Annotated in this window: 18 protein-coding genes; 3 read left to right on the top strand and 15 right to left on the bottom strand. The window is 53.5% G+C overall.

All coding sequences use genetic code 11. The annotated features are described in order from the left end of the window. Window positions 1-5 precede the first annotated feature (5 nt). The 7 genes from DXU84_RS03315 to trmJ all read right to left on the bottom strand — a co-directional run bounded on the left by DXU84_RS03315 (window position 6) and on the right by trmJ (window position 7243). Window positions 6-1205: a bifunctional tRNA (adenosine(37)-C2)-methyltransferase TrmG/ribosomal RNA large subunit methyltransferase RlmN gene (locus DXU84_RS03315; RefSeq protein ID WP_013574368.1), complete on the bottom strand. Its 1200-nt coding sequence runs from the start codon at window positions 1203-1205 to the stop codon at window positions 6-8. A gap of 225 nt (window positions 1206-1430) precedes the next feature. Continuing rightward, a complete protein-coding gene (gene ndk / locus DXU84_RS03310) occupies window positions 1431-1856 on the bottom strand; it encodes a nucleoside-diphosphate kinase (protein ID WP_013574367.1) in 426 nt (141 codons plus the stop codon). Between the two features lie 222 nt (window positions 1857-2078). Beyond that, entirely contained in the window at window positions 2079-2942 is an 864-nt protein-coding gene (sseB, locus tag DXU84_RS03305; RefSeq protein WP_153374840.1) for an enhanced serine sensitivity protein SseB, read from the bottom strand. 82 nt (window positions 2943-3024) lie between these two features. Continuing rightward, window positions 3025-4335, bottom strand: coding sequence for an aminopeptidase PepB (gene pepB / locus DXU84_RS03300; protein ID WP_013574365.1), 1311 nt, complete (start codon window positions 4333-4335; stop codon window positions 3025-3027). Between the two features lie 81 nt (window positions 4336-4416). After that, the gene (locus DXU84_RS03295) at window positions 4417-5586 is read right to left on the bottom strand and encodes an IscS subfamily cysteine desulfurase (RefSeq protein ID WP_153374838.1); all 1170 of its coding nucleotides are present in this window, start codon (window positions 5584-5586) and stop codon (window positions 4417-4419) included. A gap of 206 nt (window positions 5587-5792) precedes the next feature. Then, window positions 5793-6290, bottom strand: coding sequence for a Fe-S cluster assembly transcriptional regulator IscR (gene iscR / locus DXU84_RS03290; protein ID WP_095923037.1), 498 nt, complete (start codon window positions 6288-6290; stop codon window positions 5793-5795). Window positions 6291-6505: 215 nt separating this feature from the next. After that, window positions 6506-7243: a tRNA (cytosine(32)/uridine(32)-2'-O)-methyltransferase TrmJ gene (gene trmJ, locus DXU84_RS03285; protein WP_153374836.1), complete on the bottom strand. Its 738-nt coding sequence runs from the start codon at window positions 7241-7243 to the stop codon at window positions 6506-6508. Between the two features lie 127 nt (window positions 7244-7370). Between trmJ and suhB the strand changes: the two genes are divergently transcribed. Beyond that, window positions 7371-8174, top strand: coding sequence for an inositol-1-monophosphatase (suhB, locus tag DXU84_RS03280; RefSeq protein ID WP_013574361.1), 804 nt, complete (start codon window positions 7371-7373; stop codon window positions 8172-8174). 80 nt (window positions 8175-8254) lie between these two features. On the opposite strand, the gene DXU84_RS03275 is transcribed toward suhB, so the two are convergent. Beyond that, window positions 8255-9274 (bottom strand): nickel/cobalt transporter, encoded by a 1020-nt coding sequence (locus DXU84_RS03275; RefSeq protein WP_126124668.1) that lies wholly within the window; start codon window positions 9272-9274, stop codon window positions 8255-8257. After that, the gene (locus DXU84_RS03270) at window positions 9265-9930 is read right to left on the bottom strand and encodes a DUF1007 family protein (protein ID WP_223509731.1); all 666 of its coding nucleotides are present in this window, start codon (window positions 9928-9930) and stop codon (window positions 9265-9267) included. Before DXU84_RS03270 ends, DXU84_RS03275 begins: the two co-directional genes overlap by 10 nt. Window positions 9931-10117: 187 nt before the next feature. Between DXU84_RS03270 and csiE the strand changes: the two genes are divergently transcribed. Then, the gene (gene csiE, locus DXU84_RS03265) at window positions 10118-11398 is read left to right on the top strand and encodes a stationary phase inducible protein CsiE (RefSeq protein ID WP_013574358.1); all 1281 of its coding nucleotides are present in this window, start codon (window positions 10118-10120) and stop codon (window positions 11396-11398) included. Here the strand turns inward: csiE and DXU84_RS03260 are convergent. Beyond that, complete coding sequence (locus DXU84_RS03260) at window positions 11395-12555, bottom strand: 3-phenylpropionate MFS transporter (RefSeq protein WP_013574357.1); 1161 nt, start codon at window positions 12553-12555, stop codon at window positions 11395-11397. The genes csiE and DXU84_RS03260 overlap by 4 nt on opposite strands. Window positions 12556-12718: 163 nt before the next feature. Next, window positions 12719-13972, bottom strand: coding sequence for a serine hydroxymethyltransferase (gene glyA, locus DXU84_RS03255; RefSeq protein WP_015689472.1), 1254 nt, complete (start codon window positions 13970-13972; stop codon window positions 12719-12721). 332 nt (window positions 13973-14304) lie between these two features. Between glyA and hmpA the strand changes: the two genes are divergently transcribed. Beyond that, window positions 14305-15495 (top strand): NO-inducible flavohemoprotein, encoded by a 1191-nt coding sequence (gene hmpA, locus DXU84_RS03250; protein WP_153374834.1) that lies wholly within the window; start codon window positions 14305-14307, stop codon window positions 15493-15495. A gap of 64 nt (window positions 15496-15559) precedes the next feature. Here hmpA and DXU84_RS03245 read toward each other — a convergent pair whose 3' ends face one another. From DXU84_RS03245 to glnB, 4 genes are all read right to left on the bottom strand, one after another. Beyond that, on the bottom strand, window positions 15560-16963 hold the full coding sequence (locus DXU84_RS03245) for a cytochrome c (protein ID WP_153374832.1): 1404 nt from the start codon (window positions 16961-16963) through the stop codon (window positions 15560-15562). A gap of 10 nt (window positions 16964-16973) precedes the next feature. Then, the gene (locus DXU84_RS03240) at window positions 16974-18575 is read right to left on the bottom strand and encodes a GMC family oxidoreductase (protein ID WP_013574353.1); all 1602 of its coding nucleotides are present in this window, start codon (window positions 18573-18575) and stop codon (window positions 16974-16976) included. Between the two features lie 26 nt (window positions 18576-18601). Beyond that, window positions 18602-19123 (bottom strand): sorbitol dehydrogenase family protein, encoded by a 522-nt coding sequence (locus DXU84_RS03235; protein ID WP_013574352.1) that lies wholly within the window; start codon window positions 19121-19123, stop codon window positions 18602-18604. A 419-nt stretch (window positions 19124-19542) separates the two neighbouring features. Continuing rightward, the gene (glnB, locus tag DXU84_RS03230) at window positions 19543-19881 is read right to left on the bottom strand and encodes a nitrogen regulatory protein P-II (RefSeq protein ID WP_013574351.1); all 339 of its coding nucleotides are present in this window, start codon (window positions 19879-19881) and stop codon (window positions 19543-19545) included. Between the last annotated feature and the right edge of the window lie 101 nt (window positions 19882-19982).

Genomic DNA, 19982 nt, shown 5'->3' with positions numbered 1-19982 from the left:
TGGGATCAGACGGCTTTTACGGAAATCTGTTGCTCGCCTGCCATTTTTTTCTTCAACGTACGTTTGGTACGGTCGATAACATCACCGGCCAGCTGACCACACGCGGCATCAATGTCATCACCACGGGTTTTGCGCACGATAACTGTAAAGCCATAATCCATCAGCACTTTAGAGAAACGATCAATACGGCTGTTCGAGCTGCGGCCATACGGCGCGCCCGGGAACGGGTTCCATGGGATCAGGTTGATTTTGCATGGCGTATTCTTCAGACGCTCAGCCAGTTCATGCGCATGCTCGGTGCCATCATTGATGTGATCCAGCATAACGTATTCGATGGTAACGCGGCCCTGATTGGCGTTGGATTTGCTAATATAACGCTCAACAGCGGCCAGGAAGGTATCGATATTGTACTTGCGGTTGATCGGCACAATTTCGTCACGAATGGCGTCGTTAGGTGCGTGCAGGGAAATCGCCAGCGCGACATCAATCATATCGCCCAGCTTGTCCAGCGCAGGGACGACACCCGATGTGGAAAGCGTCACGCGACGTTTTGACAAACCGAAACCGAAATCGTCGAGCATGATTTCCATGGCCGGAACCACGTTATTGAGGTTCAGCAAAGGTTCGCCCATGCCCATCATCACCACGTTGGTGATGGGGCGCGTACCGGCCACTTTCGCCGCACCGATAATTTTTGCCGCACGCCATACCTGACCGATAATTTCGGACACACGCAGGTTACGGTTAAAGCCCTGTTGCGCCGTGGAACAGAAAGTACATTCCAGTGCACAGCCGACCTGAGAGGAAACGCAAAGCGTCGCACGGTCGCCGTCCGGGATATACACGGTTTCAACCAGTTGTCCGCCCACCTGAATCGCCCACTTGATGGTGCCGTCAGTTGAACGTTGTTCTGACGCGACTTCCGGTGCACGAATTTCTGCAACGCGGGCCAGCTTTTCACGCAGCGCCTTATTGATATCGGTCATTTGCTCGAAATCATCGCTGCAGTAGTGATACATCCACTTCATGACCTGATCAGCACGGAACGGTTTTTCGCCCATGTTGATGAAGAACTCACGCATTTGCTTGCGGTTAAGGTCAAGAAGGTTAATTTTTGCGGCAGCAGGCACGACAGTATTCACGGCTTCTGCGGAAACAGCGTTATTTTCAGACAAAATTGGCTCGGACGTGTTGGATTCTAACATGATGAAAATGGCCTCGTTGTTACACGTTATGGCGTATTGGAAGTGCAGAGCCTGGCCCGAAAGGTAACGGCTGGCCTGCAAATAAAATTGCGCCCCGAAGAGGCTGGCTCATTCGGGGCGCAACATTGTACAAATTTTAGGGCACGGTTGCCATGTTTGGAAAGTACAGTTACAAAATTCTTGTGAATTTGCGGCTTATCTTCCAGCAACGGTGACTCAAAAATCTTAACGCGGGCAGATTTCGCTTTCGGTAAAGAAGTAAGCGATTTCGCGTTGTGCAGATTCTACAGCATCAGAACCGTGAACCGCGTTAGCAGTGAAGCTATCCGCGAAGTCTGCACGCAGTGTGCCAGCCAGTGCGTTGTCCGGGTTAGTGGCGCCCATGATGTCACGGTTACGCTGAACCGCGTTTTCACCTTCCAGAACCTGAACCATGATCGGGCCAGAGGTCATGAACTCAACCAGACCGTCGAAGAACGGACGGCCTTTGTGTTCTGCGTAGAAGCCTTCAGCTTGTTCTTTCGTCAGTTTCAGCATTTTAGACGCGATGATGGTGAAGCCAGCGCGTTCGAAACGTGCGTAGATAGCACCGATGTCGTTGTTAGCTACGGAGTTTGGCTTGATGATGGAAAAAGTGCGTTCGATAGTCATGAAAAAACCTCTGTCTGACTTTTATAGGTAGGGCCGGTTAATTTAATGTTATACCTGCCGTAAAATGGCGGTGATTATAGGGAGCGAAGTTACGATTGCCTACCCGAATCACAACATTTAATTAAAAAAATGTGTGATTAATTCACTATCGAACCTAAACCACCTATTTCCCGCAAACAAAACAGGGGCAAAACGGTGCTTTCCCCTGGTGTCCTCTCACTTTTATGCCTGTCCTGACGAAGGAATAATATTGCGCAACCAGCTTCCCCACTTGCGCTGATAGAACGGCTGGGTGTGGCTGATCAGATAATGGCTGATGCCACGCTCTTTTTCAGAAACGATACAGAAATCCACCGGACGCTCGTCGGGAGAGGTTTCACTCGCCACATTCCCTGCCTCGCGGATCAGCGCGTCAATCTCCTGCTCATCACCGTCCGCTTCGACGCCAATCAGCAGGTTTGGCTGTTCATCCACGGCTTTATCGTGGATCAGCGCCATAAATGCACGGCGCACCGGTTTCTTCTGAGTGAAAAGCGTGGTGAGCGCGTCGATCATGGCGGAAGGATACTCCTCCGGCTGGCCGATCAGCAGCTGACTTTCTTTATCCAGCACCAGCTCAGACGGCGCATTTAACCCGCCATTGCTCAGCAACAGCGTGACCTCGTTCGGGGTGAATTCCTTGCCGTACTCCGACTTCGGATTCAGAAACAACGCCTCCCCTTGTGTCATTTCAAACAACACGCGGGCAGGCAGCGCGACAAACGCCTGCTCATCCGGGCTTTCGCCGGCACTGGCTTTTTCCAGAACCTCCACAGAGGAAAAGAAAGGAATGATCGAGCTGCCGTCCTGTTTTTCCCAGTGCAAAACATTCAGTTCACTGCCTGCGGTAATCGCCACACTGCCCTGCTTTTCAGCGTCATCCTGCCCTGCATCACCGAGCACAAACACGGTGGACTCCAGCAAAGTTTGATAAAACGCCGGACGCCAGGCAGGCGCGGTGACAGACAGGCGGAGCAGGCGCTCCAGCTCGTTTTCACCGTCGGTCGCCGCCGCGCCGGCAGGGAGATGATCGTGTGGGACACTCATGGTTCTTAACTCCGCTAGTGGTATAAAACGGGGCGCCGTTAAGCGCCCCGTTGTGCTTCATGCATGCATTGCTTTCTAAAACTTACTTCGCCTTGGCTAACAGCAGGTTGGCGACGGTACGCACACCCAGACCCGTCGCACCGGCAGACCACTGATCCGCCGCGCTTTTGCGGTATGTTGCGGAACAGTCGATGTGCAGCCAGCCTTTCTTATAGTCAGTGACGAAATGAGACAAGAACGCAGCGGCAGTGCTCGCGCCCGCAGTGTGTGCAGGACCGGCAATGTTGTTCAACTCGGCAAAGTTAGACGGCAGATGTGAACGGTGGAATTCTTCCAGTGGCAGACGCCAGAACGGTTCGTGTTCGGCTTTCGCGCTTTCCAGCAGTTCGCCTGCCAGTGCATCGTCAAAGCTGAACAGTGCGTGATAATCGTTACCCAGCGCAGTTTTCGCCGCACCGGTCAGCGTGGCCGCATCAATGATCAGTTCAGGCTTTTGCGCAGAAGCGTCGATCAGGCCATCAGCCAGCACCAGACGGCCTTCGGCGTCGGTGTTCATCACTTCAACGGTTTTACCGTTGCGGTAGCGGATAATGTCGCCCAGTTTCAGTGCATTGCCGCTGACCATGTTATCCGCGCAGCACAGATACAGTTTCACACGTTTATTCAGACCGTTCGCCGCTGCCAGCGCCAGTGCGCCGGTCAGCGTGGCCGCGCCGCCCATATCCGCTTTCATGGAATCCATTGACGCGCTTGGCTTCAGGCTGTAGCCGCCGGTATCAAAAGTGATACCTTTGCCGACCAGACAGGCGTAAACCGGTGCATCTGCGTCGCCACCCGGGTTGTAATCCAGCGCCAGTAATACCGGCGGACGGTCAGAACCGCGACCTACGGTGTGGATACCCATATAACTTTGCTGACGCAGGTCGTCGCCTTTGGTGATGCGGTAGCTGACTTTTTCATTACCGAATTCACACATCAGATCAACCGCGCGGGTCGCCAGTTGTTCAGGGGACAAATCCTCTGCCGGGGTATTAATGGTATTACGTACCCAGTCGATGATTTTCAGCCGTTTTTTAAGCGTGTTCGCGTCATCTTCGGACAATTCTGCCCATTCAACGTTGCGTGTGCCTTTCGGGCCACGGAAGCCTTGCCAGAATGCCCAGCTATTTTCGAGATCCCAGCCTTCACCCGCCAGTTTAACATTTTTAACACCCTGACCGTCGATACGACGCGCGGCACGGGCAATGACCGTCAGCACATCGCCGCCATTCAAATGAATGGTCATACCGGCGGAATCGGTGCTCAATGTGGCTTTTTCGCCCCAGCGCGCATCAGCAGGCTGGGAAGAAAGGAATACGGACATTGCTTCATTGGTCGTGACTTCGGAACTCATAACAGCACTCCTGATGTTTTTTATCTTCAATGAATATTCATTTTCAATGACAGGCAAATCACCCTTTCATCGGGTGGCACTTCATTTCGTATAAACAGGTGGCAACTCACGCAGGCGGCGGACAGATTTCACCACCAGCGCAATCGCATAATCAATTTCTTCTTCTGTCGTCCAGCGTCCGAGAGAGAAACGCAGGGAACTGTGCGCCAGTTCTTCGCTTAATCCCAACGCACGGAGAACGTAAGAAGGTTCAAGGCTGGCCGACGTACACGCCGACCCTGATGACACCGCCAGATCTTTCAGTGCCATGATCAGGGATTCCCCTTCAACACCGGCAAAACTGACGTTGAGAATATTTGGCGCGGCATGTTTTGGTGCGCCGTTGAGAAACACCTGATCGAGTTGCTGAATGCCTTTCCATAAACGATCGCGCAGTTCGGTCAGTCGCGCGACTTCAACGATCATTTCCTCTTTGGCGATGCGATACGCCTCGCCCATTCCGACGATCTGGTGCACCGGCAAGGTACCGGAACGCATGCCGCGTTCATGGCCACCGCCGTGGATCTGCGCGTCAATCCGCACTTTCGGTTTACGGCTCACGTACAGCGCCCCGATCCCTTTCGGGCCGTAGATTTTGTGCGCGGAAAATGACATCAGATCAACCGGCAGTTCGCTCAGGTCAATGGCGATTTTCCCCACACTTTGCGTGGCATCGACATGGAAAAGAATGCCACGACTGCGGCACAGTTCGCCGATAGTCGCAATATCCTGCACCACACCGATTTCATTATTTACCTGCATGATGGACACCAGAAGGGTATCCGGGCGCAGCGCCGCTTCAATCGCCGCCGGAGGAATATAACCGTCAGGCTGCGGAGCCAGATACGTCACCTCGAAGCCTTCCGCTTCCAGTTGCGCACAGGTGTCCAACACCGCTTTGTGTTCCGTCTGGCTGGTAATAATGTGATTACCTTTCGTGCGATGCGCATGGGCTGCGCCTTTAATCGCCAGATTGTCCGATTCCGTCGCGCCCGACGTGAAGACGATTTCGCGCGGATCGGCATTGATCAGCTCAGCAATCTGGTTACGCGCCACATCCACTGCTTCTTCCGCCTGCCAGCCGAAACGGTGCGAACGGGAAGCCGGATTACCGAAAGTACCGTCCAGTGTTAAACACTGCATCATTTTCTGTGCAACACGCGGATCAACCGGCGTGGTGGCAGAGTAATCGAGATAAATAGGTAATTTCATGGCAGGTAAGCTCCGGACTGCGCGTTCGGCGTCGAACGATAGAATTAAAAACGACATCCAGTTTAAAACGGGTTCACAGATTCTTAAAAGGGAAATGACGCTTTGCGGGCACTAATCGGTAAGAATTGACGTCATAAAAGCAAAAGCCCGCGGAAATCTGCATTTCCGCGGGCTTTTTAAATCAGTTATCAATGCTGACTAAGCAATTACGCTCGTAAGTTCACATTAATCGTTTCGATTTGTCGGCCATTAGCAGGCTGACGACGGATTTCACCGTTCTGACGGTCGGCCACTTCCAGGATTTCCTGATTATTGACCAGCTCTGCCAGCGTAATATTGTTCAGGAAGCCGCTGATGCGTTCGCTCAGATCACGCCATAAGGTGTGAGTCAGGCAACGTTCGCCATTCTGGCAGCCTTCTTTACCCTGGCAACGGGTCGCATCGACAGATTCGTCAACGGCAGTAATCACGGCACCAACGGCGATATCACCAGAATCTTTACCTAACAGATAACCACCGCCCGGACCACGAACACTGGCAACCAGACCATTTTTGCGTAAGCGCGAGAAAAGCTGCTCCAGGTAAGAAAGGGAAATACCCTGACGCTCAGAAATGTCAGCCAGTGGTACTGGTCCTTCCTGGGAATGCAGTGCAACATCGAGCATAGCGGTCACGGCATAACGGCCTTTGGATGTCAGTCTCATAGCATGGTTACCTGTTTAAATGACTTAGAAATTCAATAGTGCGGAACATGCAAACGAGTCTGCCATTCCCGAGTAAAACAGTCAACTATTTAACCTAGTAATTTACTCAAGTATTACAGATCGGGCAGAACCGCACGATTTCTGTCATTTACTGATAATCGACAACCCTTTGATAAAAAGCCACAAACCGGTGTTTTATAATCAAATTCCGATACTTATTCTTTGCTGCTATGAGTCTTTTCAATCGACGTCAGGATACCGCGCAGGATGTTTAATTCCTGAGATTCAGGTCGTGCACGGGTAAACAGACGGCGTAATTTGCTCATCACCTGCCCCGGATGTGCCTGCCGAATAAAGCCGGTTTCCAGCAAGGTTTTTTCCAGATGCTGATAAAAACGTTCGAGATCGTCGACCAGCGGATACGGCGTTTCTTCGTATTCGATTTGCGGTTTTGCTGCTTCCAGTAAAGCCAGATGTGCGACGCGTACTTCATAGGCAATAATCTGCACAGCCATCGCCAGATTCAGCGAGCTGTATTCAGGGTTTGCCGGAATACACACGTGATAGTTACATTTTTGCAGTTCTTCGTTGGTCAGCCCGACGCGTTCACGGCCAAACACCAGCGCCACCGGCGCGGTTTGTGCGGCTTTCGCACTGTGCTCACCGCACTCGCGCGGTTCAAGCATCGGCCACGGCAGTGTGCGGGAACGTGCGCTGGTGCCGATCACCAGACTACAGCCAGCCAGCGCTTCATCAAGCGTATCAACAATTGTCGCGTTACCGATGACATCACTGGCTCCGGCAGACAAAGAGATTGCCTGAAAGTCAGGTTTTACCAGCGGATTCACCAGATAAAGGCTTGATAAACCCATGGTTTTCATAGCTCGGGCGGTAGAGCCCATATTGCCAGTGTGGGACGTTTCTACTAATACAATGCGGATATTGGGCAGCATAGGAACTCTTAGCCAGACGGAAAATCACAACAGCCTAACACAACGGTAGTTAATTTTCAGAACCCCTGCTATACTGCGCGCCGTTTCCCGTATTCCCGTTCTTTAACATCCTAGTTGGAAGATATCCATGCATCCGATGCTCACCATCGCCGTGCGCGCTGCGCGCAAGGCCGGTAACCTGATTGCCAAACATTACGAAACGCCAGACTCTGTAGAATCTACACAAAAAGGTACCAACGATTTTGTTACCAACGTAGACCGCGATGCAGAACACATGATTATCGATGTTATTCGCAAATCCTATCCAAAACACACCATCATCAGTGAAGAGTGTGGCGAGCTGGAAGGCGAAGACAAAGACGTACAATGGATTATCGACCCGCTGGATGGCACCACCAACTTCGTTAAACGCTTCCCACATTTCGCTGTTTCTATCGCCGTGCGCATCAAAGGCCGCACTGAAGTCGCGGTAGTTTACGATCCAATGCGTAACGAACTGTTCACCGCGAGCCGTGGTCAGGGCGCACAGTTGAACGGTTACCGTCTGCGCGGTACTAACGCGAAAGATCTCGACGGCACCATTCTGGCGACCGGTTTCCCGTTCAAAGCAAAACAACACGCAACCAGCTACATGAATGTGGTTGGCAAACTGTTCACCGAATGTGCAGACTTCCGCCGCACCGGTTCTGCTGCGCTGGATCTGGCCTACGTGGCCGCTGGCCGCGTTGACGGTTTCTTCGAAATCGCCCTCAAGCCCTGGGATTTCGCTGGCGGTGAACTGCTGGTTCGTGAATCCGGCGGCGTGGTGACTGACTTTGTTGGCGGCCACAACCACTTCTCGTCAGGCAACATCGTTGCCGGCAACCCACGCGTCGTTAAAGGTATTCTGATGACCATGCGTGATGAACTGAGCGAAGCGCTGAAGCGTTAATTCCGCTGAGTATCAGTTAAAAAAAACGGACGTCCTTTCGGGCGTCCGTTTTTTTATGTCTGTTGTTTATGTACAGGAGGTTATCCCCTGAATGGCCCGCCGGTTATCGGTGAAACATCACCGCCGCCGGTGCTGAAGAGCAAAATGCCCGCCACCAGCAGCACAATTCCGCCGGTCAGCGCCAGCAGTGACCAGGTGATCCGCTGCCACGCCGCAGGCGTGCGGGTTGCGCTTAGTTTCACTGCCAGCGCACGGCTATAAAACACCAGCACACCAATCAGCGAGACGGTCAGCGAGGTGCCGATAGCCATCGTAATGGCTGAAATCACGCCCCAGTTGTAGACGCCAATCACCTTGGAAAACAGCAATACCATGATCGCGCCGGAACACGGGCGTAATCCCATCGCCAGCACAATCGCCACCTGCGTGCGCAAATCTCCGCCCGCCTGAAGCTGCTGATCGTTTGGCACATGCTGATGGCCGCAACCGCAATGTTCGTCGTGGACATGCGTTTCATTGCCCATCGGCGACAGGCTGTGGATTTTCATGGCGTGAACCGGACGCAAACTGTTGATGGTTTGCCACATCCGTTTAAGCGCCCGCCAGCACAACAGCAACCCCAGCAACATCACCAGAATGAAACTGCCCCGCTCCATCCAGAAACTGCTCTGATGCAGCTGACGCGAAGACAGTTGCAGCACGCCGAGCACCACACTGACCAATAATATTGCCACCAGCCCCTGCACAATCGCCGACGCGAAGGTCAGCTTCAGGCTGTTTTTCAGTCGCGAAGGATGCGTCGCCAGATAGGTGGTGATAACGATTTTGCCGTGCCCCGGCCCGATGGCGTGGATCACGCCATAAATCAGGCTAAAACCGGCCAGCGTCATACCCGCCTGCATCGGATTTTCTTTCACCTGCCGCAGCAGACCCGCCAGTTCCTGATGTAACTCCCGCTGCCAGATAATGCTGCTGAGCAAAATACGCGGCCAGTAATGGATTAACAGGGAAGCGCCGCCCGCCAGCAGCAACAGAAATACTGCCAGCGGCCAGAGATCGCGCCAGGACAGGGTTTTCGATGGCGTGGAGATTAATGACATTCCAGCGTGACCTTCTGAGCAAATTGCTGACCAAGATCCATGTCTTCCGGCGGGGCATCAGCCTTATCGAGTGACAGGGCATAATTTTGCAGCGAAGCATCCGGTTTCGGCGTAAACAGCGCCAGCGTACAGCGTTTTTCCAGCGCCGGTGGCAGATGCAACGCGGTTTTGTCTTTATAGGTCATATCGACAAAATACGAAGGATCAAAAGTGGAGAATTCCATCGGTTTGCCTTCCAGCCCTTGCGGTTTGGCCAGCGGCAGGACGAATTCCAGCACTGCCTGATCGCCCTTACGGGAAAGCTGATATTCACTGGGCAGATCCAGATATTTCACCGGTTTTCCGTCGCGATAGAAATCCGTGAAGTAATGCTGGCTCAGCACCCGCGCCATGACTTCGGCCGCCAGTTTCTTCCAGATATCAGACCCCGGTTTGGCGTTCTGTGCGTCGTACAGCAAATCTGCCGAGGTGATTTCATCCATCGTCCAGACCATTTTCAGCCCGGTCAGCGAGGTTTCATTCGCCACCAGCGTGGTCTGCATATCAATAAAACTGTGCGGGTGCGCCAGCACCGTTGCGGGCAGACAGAACAGCGCAACGCCCAGCCATTTGGCGTAACGGGAGAAAGGCCGGTTCCGGGCCTGGTGTAACGTCATTTCCATATCAGGCGCCATTATATTGTTACTAAGTAACAGTATTTTGCTGTGCATTTAACCGGTCGTCAAAAATATCTGTGATCTGAGTTGTAAGCCGGAGTAAAAGCCAATCCCCGCGCCTTATTGCGGGCATTCGCTTTGCTATGCTTGACTAATAATTTCAGGCGATACCTTTTCGGCAGGTGATATGAATCCAGAAAAACAGCCCTCCCCTGCGCTTTCCGCTACGCAACGCCGTTGCCACGTGTTGCTGATGCTGTACGCGCCGCTGACGGCGGTTCAGCTGGAGATCATCAGCGAAATTAACGGCGTCGGGCTAGATATGACGTGGGAAGATCTGGCGGAAGTGACCTGCGAAATTCAGCGGATCCACCAGCTTGATGTGCTGCAGTACAGCGAAAAAGAATGCCGCATTCAGGGCGATACGCTCGCTCAAAGGCTGTGTTTATTTCAGGGCTTGCGCCGTACATTGCGCATTTCACCGGACTTCGTTTCCCGCCATTTTATTCCCTGGCTGCATATTGCCTTCGAAGGCCAGGCCTGCCCGAAGGCTGCTCTGCGCACCGACATTCTTGGCATGATGCTGGAAGACTGCGGCGCGTTATTACCCAAACCCCTGAGCGGACACGACCGCCAGCTGATGCTCATCTGCCTGCAATACTGTCTGTGGCAAAACAATGGCCCGACCGGCTTACGCTTCACCGAACAACAGCGTCGCTGGCTGCGCGAAAAGCCCGAATATCCTGCCGCCCGCGAACTGTTTATTCAGTTACAGGAACTCAGCAACGGCCGGCTGGATGAGTGCGAATGTGAGTTTTTCACCCTGATGTTACGTATGCTGAAAATCCACAGTTATCAGAGTTCCGGTTCGACGGAAGATCAGCGGCTGTTATTAGAAATTGAAAATATGGTGGCGCGTTTTCAGGATATCGCCGGGATGAAATTCAGCAGTTACGAAGGGCTGGTCGGCCAGCTTTTCGCCCATCTGGGCCCGGCGATCGAACGCTGTCATTTTGGCATCGGCATCGACAATCTGATGCAGGAAGAAGTGAACCGCATGTATCCGCGTCTGGTGCGAACCACCCGCGAGGCGTTGCAGGGTTTCGAACACGAATATCTGATTACGCTTTCTGAGGATGAAATCGGGCTGGTGGCGATCACTTTCGGCGCGTGGCTGATGCAGGGTAATGCCTTGCAGGAAAAACAAATTTTGCTGCTGACGCACGACAATCCGCAGCTGGAAGAAGCGGTCGAGCAGCAAATTCGCGAAGCGACGCTGCTGCCGCTGAACATTAAATATCAGACGCTGGCGGATTTCTATAAATTTGGTGCGCCGAGTGGCGTAGCGCTGATTGTCACCCCTTACGCCACCCGCAGCACCGACGCCGACCCGCTGGTGATCCACACGCAACTACCGCTGGCCAAAGAGCAGCGTAAACGTATCCGCTCGCTGCTCGAAGCCCCCTAACGGGCTGACGTCACCGGCGCTGACGGCGTAACCACCGGACGCAGGAAAATCGCCGGCACCGCCAGCAGCGCCATCACCCAGAACAATCCGGCATGCAGATGTTCGAACAGGAAACCGGATACCATGGTCATCACGGCCACGCCGCCCCCCATCGCCAGTGCGGAATACACCGATTGCAGGCGGATCACCTGATCACGTGGTCGTGCAGCGATAAATCGCATGCCCGCCAGATGGCAAACCGTAAACGTGCCACAGTGCAGAATCTGCATCACAATCAGCCACGGCAACGCGGTAAACGCACCCATCATTCCCCAGCGCACCACACCGCACACGGCCGAAAGCAGCAGCAGATCCCGCGCTGACCAGCGGCTGAAAAGCTGTTTGCTAAAGGTAAAGACCAGCACTTCCGCCACGACGCCCAGCGACCACAAATAGCCGATGGTCGTGGAAGAATAGCCCACGTCCTGCCAGTAAATTGCACTGAAACCGTAATACGCCGCATGGGCGCCCTGCAACAGCGTCACACATAACAGGAAACGCCAGACTGGTTTTTCGCCAAGCAACGCTTTCCACGAAATACCCGGCGCACCGCTGGTACGCGGCTCTCCCACCGGCTTCACGCTCGGGCGCAGCAACATACCGAGCAACATCGCGGCCACGCCTGCGGTCAGTGTGTACAAAATCGCCTTATGACCGTAGACCTCAACCAGCTTGCCGGTCACCGCCGATCCAATCACGAAGGCAATGGAGCCCCAGACACGCACCTTGCCGTAATCCATATTGATCTGGCGTTGCAACGTGCCTGCCAGCGCATCGGTCAGCGGCACCAGCGGACCGAAAAACAGACTGAAACCGGCAATGTTGATCATCAGCCACGCCCAGCCGTTGCCAAACCAGAACCCGACGGCAAACGCCAGCGTAAGCAGCGCCAGAATACGCAAACCGGTGATGAGGTAAGACGGGTCTTTGATGGACGGAGAAATGATTAACGTGCCAAGAAAACGGGCGACCAGACCCGCACCCAGCAACAAGCCGATGCTTTCGGAGGAGATCCCCTCACCTTTAAGCCACAGGCCCCAGAAAGGAAGAAAAATACCGTAACTGAAAAAATAGGTGAAATAACTGAGTGCAAGCCAGCGCGTGGAACGCAATTCCATAAATCCTCCGGTGTGAGGCCAATACTTTGACAAAGCTCACAATCGCTAGCAATCCGCAGACGCTTTCATACTCCCGTAATGTCTGCCAGCTCACAAATTCTGATACATGCCCATAAAAAAACCCGCCGTAGCGGGTTTTAGCAGCTTAACGGCTTCGCAAATATTACGCGTAAACCGGGAAGCGTGCACAGATGTCGAGAACTTTCTGTTTAACGCGTTCGATCGTTGCTTCGTCGTTCACGTTGTCCAGCACGTCACAGATCCAGCCAGCCAGTTCGCGCACTTCAGCTTCTTTGAAACCACGACGGGTCACAGCCGGGGTACCGATACGCACACCAGAGGTCACAAACGGGCTCTTCGGATCGTTAGGTACGCTGTTTTTGTTCACAGTGATGTTAGCGCGACCCAGAGCGGCATCGGCTTCTTTACCGGTCAGATTCTTATCGACCAGATCCATCAGGAACAGGTGGTTGTGCGTACCGCCGGAAACCACTTTGTAGCCGCGTTCCAGAACTACAGCCACCATTGCCTGTGCGTTTTTAGCCACCTGCTGTTGGTAAGCTTTGAACTCAGGTTCCATCGCTTCTTTCAGTGCTACCGCTTTACCGGCAATCACGTGCATCAGCGGGCCGCCCTGACCACCCGGGAAGACAGCAGAGTTCAGTTTTTTGTAGAACTCTTCGTCGCCGCCTTTCGCCAGAATCAGACCGCCGCGTGGGCCAGCCAGCGTTTTGTGCGTGGTGGTGGTCACGATGTGTGCGTGTGGAACCGGGTTCGGGTAAACGCCCGCAGCAATCAGACCGGCAACGTGTGCCATGTCAACGAAGAAGTAAGCGCCAACGCTGTCGGCGATTTCACGCATTTTTGCCCAGTCAACGATACCGGAGAATGCAGAGAAGCCGCCGATGATCATTTTTGGTTTGTGCAGTTCGGCCTGACGTTTCACGTCTTCGTAATCGATGTCGCCGCTTTCGTCGATACCATAAGGCACCACGTTATACAGTTTACCGGAAAGGTTAACCGGTGAACCGTGCGTCAGGTGACCGCCATGGCCAAGGTTCATCCCCAGAATGGTGTCGCCCGGTTGCAGCAGTGCGGTATACACCGCGAAGTTTGCCTGTGAGCCGGAGTGCGGCTGAACGTTGGCAAAATCTGCACCGAACAATTCTTTTGCACGGTCGATAGCCAGTTGTTCAACGATGTCGACGTACTCACAGCCACCGTAATAACGTTTGCCCGGGTAGCCTTCTGCATATTTGTTGGTCAGTTGCGAACCCTGAGCCTGCATGACACGCGGGCTGGTATAGTTTTCTGACGCAATCAGCTCGATATGTTCTTCCTGACGAACAACTTCTTTTTCCATTGCTGCCCACAGCTCAGCATCATAATCGGCAATGTTCATTTCACGCTTTAACATCCGCATCTCCTGACTCAACAAACTAAAAATAAACGCCCCTTCCGGGTTCTGCGCCACAGTGTAAATGTTTAAGCGGCCTTCGGATAGGGTCAGTTTGAGGTTTTTAGGCAAACGATTGGCTCCAGATACAGCAAGGCTTTGATCTGCGAACATCTGTCCATAATCAAGGGATAAATATTCACCTGAACATGTACAAATTTCAGCTTTGTGACTCAGCCCCTGTCGGGAAAAGCCCTTACCCCTTTAGGGGGTGTTTACAGAAATAGTGGGTTTATATAAGATGCATTTAAAATACATGTTTAAATAAAATCATCACAGACAAGGTGTTCACCATGCTTGATTCAGCCACTATCGCCACCGTTAAATCCACTATTCCTTTGCTCGCTGCGACCGGTCCGAAACTGACCGCACACTTTTATGACCGTATGTTTGCGCATAATCCCGAACTGAAAGACATCTTCAATATGAGCAACCAGCGCAACGGCGATCAGCGTCAGGCGCTGTTTGATGCCATCTGCGCTTATGCCGCTAATATTGAAAATCTGGCGGCGCTGCTGCCTGCAGTGGAACGCATCGCGCAAAAACACACCAGCTTCACCATCCAGCCTGAACAATACAATATTGTCGGCGCTCACCTGCTGGCAACGCTGGATGAAATGTTCAGTCCGGGTCAGGAAGTGCTGGATGCATGGGGCAAAGCCTATGGCGTGCTGGCGAATGTGTTTATTAACCGTGAAACCGAGATTTATCAGGACAGCGCAGAAAAAACGGGTGGCTGGCGCGGCACGCGTGAATTCCGCATCGCCGAAAAACAACCGCAGAGTGAGCTGATTACCTCTTTCCTGCTGGAACCTGTCGACGGTAAACCGGTGGCCGACTTCCAGCCGGGGCAATATCTGGCGGTATATATCCGCGATGCCTCACTGGAAAATCAGGAAATCCGCCAGTATTCCCTGACCCAGGCACCGAACGGCAAAACCTACCGCATCGCGGTAAAACGCGAAGGGCAAGGTGCCGTATCCAACTTCCTGCATAATTTTGCGCAGCCGGGCGACATCATTCATCTTGCTGCCCCGCACGGTGATTTCTTTATGGATATCAGCGATACCACGCCGGTGGCGCTGATTTCTGCAGGTGTTGGTCAGACGCCGATGTTGGGTATGCTCAATACGCTGGCAGAACGCGGACATCATGCGCCGGTACAATGGCTGCACGCGGCTGAAAACGGTGCCGTGCACGCATTTGCCGGTGAAGTGACAAGCGCGCAGAAAAACCTGCCGCAACTGGAAAGCCATGTCTGGTATAACCGGCCACAGGCGAATGATTTACCCGGTGAAGATTTTCAGTATGAAGGGCTGATGGATCTGAGCAAAGTCAGCGCACAGCTGAGCGATCCGGCGATGCATTTCTACCTGTGCGGTCCGGTCGGCTTTATGCAGTTTGCAGCGAAACAACTGCTGGCGATGAACATCAGCGAAGCCAACATTCATTACGAATGTTTCGGTCCGCACAAAGTCCTTTAATCCCTGCACGAAAAGAAAAGGCTGACACAGAATGTCAGCCTTTTTTATTGCTGTTCAGTACAGATTAATGACGACGTCGGCGACGTACAAAGAACAGCGCAATCAGCAGGATAACCACAAGTCCCGCAATGCCCATGCCCCAGTGCGCCAGTTCAAGCAACGGCGAAGGTTTGCCACCTGCACGCAATTCTTTCACGCGGTCAGATGTCACTTTCGCCTGATCGTTACCAAACTGCCGCAACAACTGATTGCTCAGCGTAGCGACCTGCGTATCCGACAGTAAATGCTCAAACGCTGGCATCGCGACATCTTTGCTTTCCGGCCCGCGCTGCACGCCATGCAGAATCGCCATCACCAGGTTGTCGCTGTTCAGGTGCCCGAGCGCTGTATTATTGATCAGCGACGGCAGGCCACCGTCCTTGCTGCCACGGCCGTCGGGCTGATGGCAACTGCCACAATAGCCATCATAAACCTGCCAGCCACTCATTTTATCGGCATCAGCCGGACGCGGAACACCACGCAAAGTATCGGCATAATTTGCCGGTGATCCGAACTGGTCTGCGACTCTCGCCTGCCCTTGCTGACTGACCGGCGTGGTCTGTTTCAGCCAGACGGCAATTGCCTGCAAATCGCTGTCACTCAGATGGCTGAGGCTATGGTCGATCGCTTCCGCCATCGGCCCTGCCGCCTGCGCTTTACCCGGCGCGTGACCGGTTTTCAGGTAACCGGCGATCTCACCGGTGCTCCAGTTGCCAATCCCGCTGACCGCATCCGACGTAATGTTCGGCGCGAACCAGGTGCCCAGACTGCTGCCGCCCAGCGCTTTATCGCCCTGCTCGGCCATCAGCGCATTACGCGGCGTATGGCAGGTGCTGCAGTGCGCCAGTGCCTCGCCGAGATACGCGCCACGGTTGACCTGATCGCTTTTCGACGGATCGGCTTTAAACGCGCCTTTTTCGAGGAACAGTAAATTCCAGCCTGCCATCGACAAACGCACGTTGAACGGGAACGGCAGCGCCGTCGGCGTTGACGGCACATCCACCGGCTCCACGCCCTGCATAAAGTAGGCGTACAGCGCTTTCATGTCGTCATCGCTGATTTTGGCATACGAGGTGTACGGCATCGCCGGATACAGATTCGCACCATCACCGCGCACGCCATCACGCACCGCGTGTTCAAATTGCTCCAGCGTGTAATTGCCGATACCGTCTTTTTTAGACGGTGTAATGTTGCTCGAGTAAATAGTGCCCAATGGCGTTGCCAGTCCGAGGCCACCGGCGAACGGTTTGCCGCCTTCGGTGGAGTGACAGGCCACGCAGTCCCCGGCGACCGCGACATATTCGCCTTTCCTGATCAGCGCATCCTGTTCCGGCGATAACGCGGCATAAGCTGTGCCCGCCGTCAGGCTCAGGCCAAAGGCCAGCAACGCGCCCGTCAGACGTTTTTGAGTTAAACGATTCAGAGTCATGTCAGTCAGCCTATAGCGCAGTTTTGGCAAGATGATCAGCAGTGCGTAACGCCAGTGCGACAGCGGTCAGCGTCGAATTGACCGTGGCCGAGGTCGGCATGACACCGGTACTGGTGATGAACAGATTTTCATGGTCATGAGTACGTCCGAACGCATCCACCACGGAATCTTTCGGGTCATGCCCCATGCTCATCGTGCCGGTAATATGCTGGTTGTTGCCATAAACGCCCGGCTTGCTGAAGCGCAAATTGGTGCCGCCCATCAGTCTGGCGATCTCGGTATATTCCTTCACTGCGCGCGCCATACCGCGATGCACATAATCGTCCATGTGGTAAATCGCTGCCGGTTTCGGGATACCCAGTTTGTCTTTTTTGTCGCTGAGAATGATGCGGTTATCGTAATTCGGCAACTGCTCCATCACGTTTTTCAGGCTGGTCTGGTGCGAGGCACGGCGACGAATTTCGTTATCCAGGCTGATGCCGTAAACGCCTTCCGCCAGCAGATCTTGCGTTACCGACTGCACCTGAGATGAGTTGGCGATATCGATACGGAACGAGGCGTAATCTTTACGGAAATCGCCGTCGCGCAGGCTGTTGATAGACGCCGGACTCATTGGCCCGCGCCCCGCCCACAACGGTTCTTCGGTTTCGAAGGTCAGTGAGTTACTCGGGTGATCCATCAGATGACGCCCGACGGTGCCGGAACTGTTTGCCAGCCCGTCAGGATATTTATCGCTGGCGGAGATCAGCAGCAGTTTCGGACTTTCGATGCCGTTCGCCGCCAGCACAAAGTTTTTCGCCGTAACTTTATGTTCGCCTTTATCCGGGTCGTAATAATGCGCGGCAACAATACGGCCTTTCTCATCATGCTCCAGACGGTAAACCACCGCGCTGGTGATCAGTTTTGCACCCGCCGCTTCAGCCGCCTGCGCGGCGATGCCGCCGTGATATTGCGCGTCAATCGGGCAAATCGGCATGCAGTTGTTGTTACCACAGCAGGCAGGACGGCCGTCATAGTTACGGCTGTTACGGGCGGTGGTGTTAACGATCACCTCATAACCGCCCGGTGCCAGACGCTCGCGGAAACGCTGTTGCAGCCAGGATTCAGCGACCGGTTCCATCGGGAAGGGCTGGCTGCGCGGTGAACCGTTATTCGGCGCACCGGACACGCCCATTTTCACTTCGGCTTCGTAATAAAACGGTTCCAGCTCTTCGTACGACAACGGCCAGTCACGCCCGACGCCGTACAGTGTTTTAATCTTCATATCATTAGGCAGAACACGCCATGCCTGCGCCGCCCAGTGCCAGGTCGTGCCGCCCATAATGCGGATGTATTCCGCCGGGAAAGGATACGGCCCCTGCTGTTGCAGATAATCATTATCTTCCGGTTTATATACCGGATGCGGTGACCAGTCCGAGTACGGATATGGCGACATAAAGTCTTTTTTGCGCGGCGAATTACGGAAGTTTTCAGTCAGCGTACCGCGATCAATACGCGGGCCGGATTCGAGAATAATGACGGAGATGCCCTGTTTTGCCAGACGCTGTGCGACCAGCGAGCCGCAGATCCCCGAGCCGATGACGACGACGTCAGCGGAAAGTTGTTCACTCATTGTTTAACCCTTTTTGAACGTTATTTTCAGACAGGCTGTTTTGCCCAGGTGCCGTAAGCGCCGTAGGCATAACTCGGCGGATTGAGGTGATCGCGAACCGCAACATTCATCAGCGCATTTTCATACGCCAGACAAACCGCCTGTTTGCCATCGCCGACCACACCGAGATACCACGCCTGAAGAATGCTGCGCGGCAATTTCGCCAGCGCGGGCTGCTGTGCATCGAGCGCTTTTTGCAGTTCAGCGGCATCAATGTGATTCGCCGTAATAAACGCCTGCAACGCCTGAACCTGCGCGGTGAAGTCCGGATACAGCGCTAACATCGTCTGGTAATAACGTTCAGAAAGGGCCAGGTCCAGCCGGTCGTGACCGGTCAGATACAGCGAGAGTTGGGTGAAATCCTGTTTTGCCTGTGACAAACCGGCAACCGGCGCGGCATAGACCGGGCTGAGCAGCAGCTTATTCATCAACGGAACGGAAAGCGCCGCCAGTGCGCCCCCTAAAAATACGCGCCGGGAAATGCGTATGGGTTTTTCTGGTTGTGACATTGCAAAGCCTTCTGAATGGGTGTGAAAACCACGATCAACGGAGATCAATCCACACCAGTTCCGGCCGCCTGATACTTTCACCCTGAATTGTTTTAGTGGGTGATTACAACGTATCTGACAGGTTATCTGAACTGGTATAACAACAAACGTGATTTTACTCTCACTTTTTCAATGAAGTCACAATAAAAACCCCACAAATTTCACACAAAACTAACAAATAGCATTTTTTGTGGTTATTGGCGGAGAGGAACTTTGGGGGCTGATGAACAGAATTAACCGCTAAGAACTGGATAAACAAAGAGTTGAGAAGTGATGTGGTTAAAAAAAGATTGGTATAACAAGACAGGAAGGAGGAAACGGGGAATAACAGAGGAAAAACTCAGGGCCGGTAACATCGTATTACCCGCCCTGATGAAACATTAAATCGCTTCTTCGTCCTGCTCGCCGGTACGGATACGCACCACCCGCGCCACATCAAACACGAAGATTTTACCGTCGCCGATTTTACCGGTCTGCGCGGTGGTCATAATAGTTTCCACGCAGGTATCCACGATGTCATCCGCCACGACAATTTCGATTTTCACTTTTGGCAGGAAATCGACCATGTATTCCGCACCACGGTACAGTTCTGTGTGACCTTTCTGACGGCCAAAGCCTTTCACTTCGGTCACGGTCATCCCGGTAATCCCGACTTCAGCCAGTGCTTCACGGACATCGTCGAGTTTGAATGGCTTGATAATCGCATCAATCTTTTTCATGGCGGACCCTTATAATCATTCGTTTGCTCTCCGCCTTCCTGAGCGGCAGCATGGTTCACAATCTGGTTTCGGATGCCGGAGGCATGCGAAGGCGCTAAAGG

The organism is Rahnella sp. RcJ3, from assembly GCF_009498575.1.
Lineage (GTDB): Bacteria > Pseudomonadota > Gammaproteobacteria > Enterobacterales > Enterobacteriaceae > Rahnella > Rahnella aceris.
The sequence above is the reverse complement of the archived record's forward strand: the minus strand, read 5'-3'. Positions and strand labels throughout refer to the sequence as shown.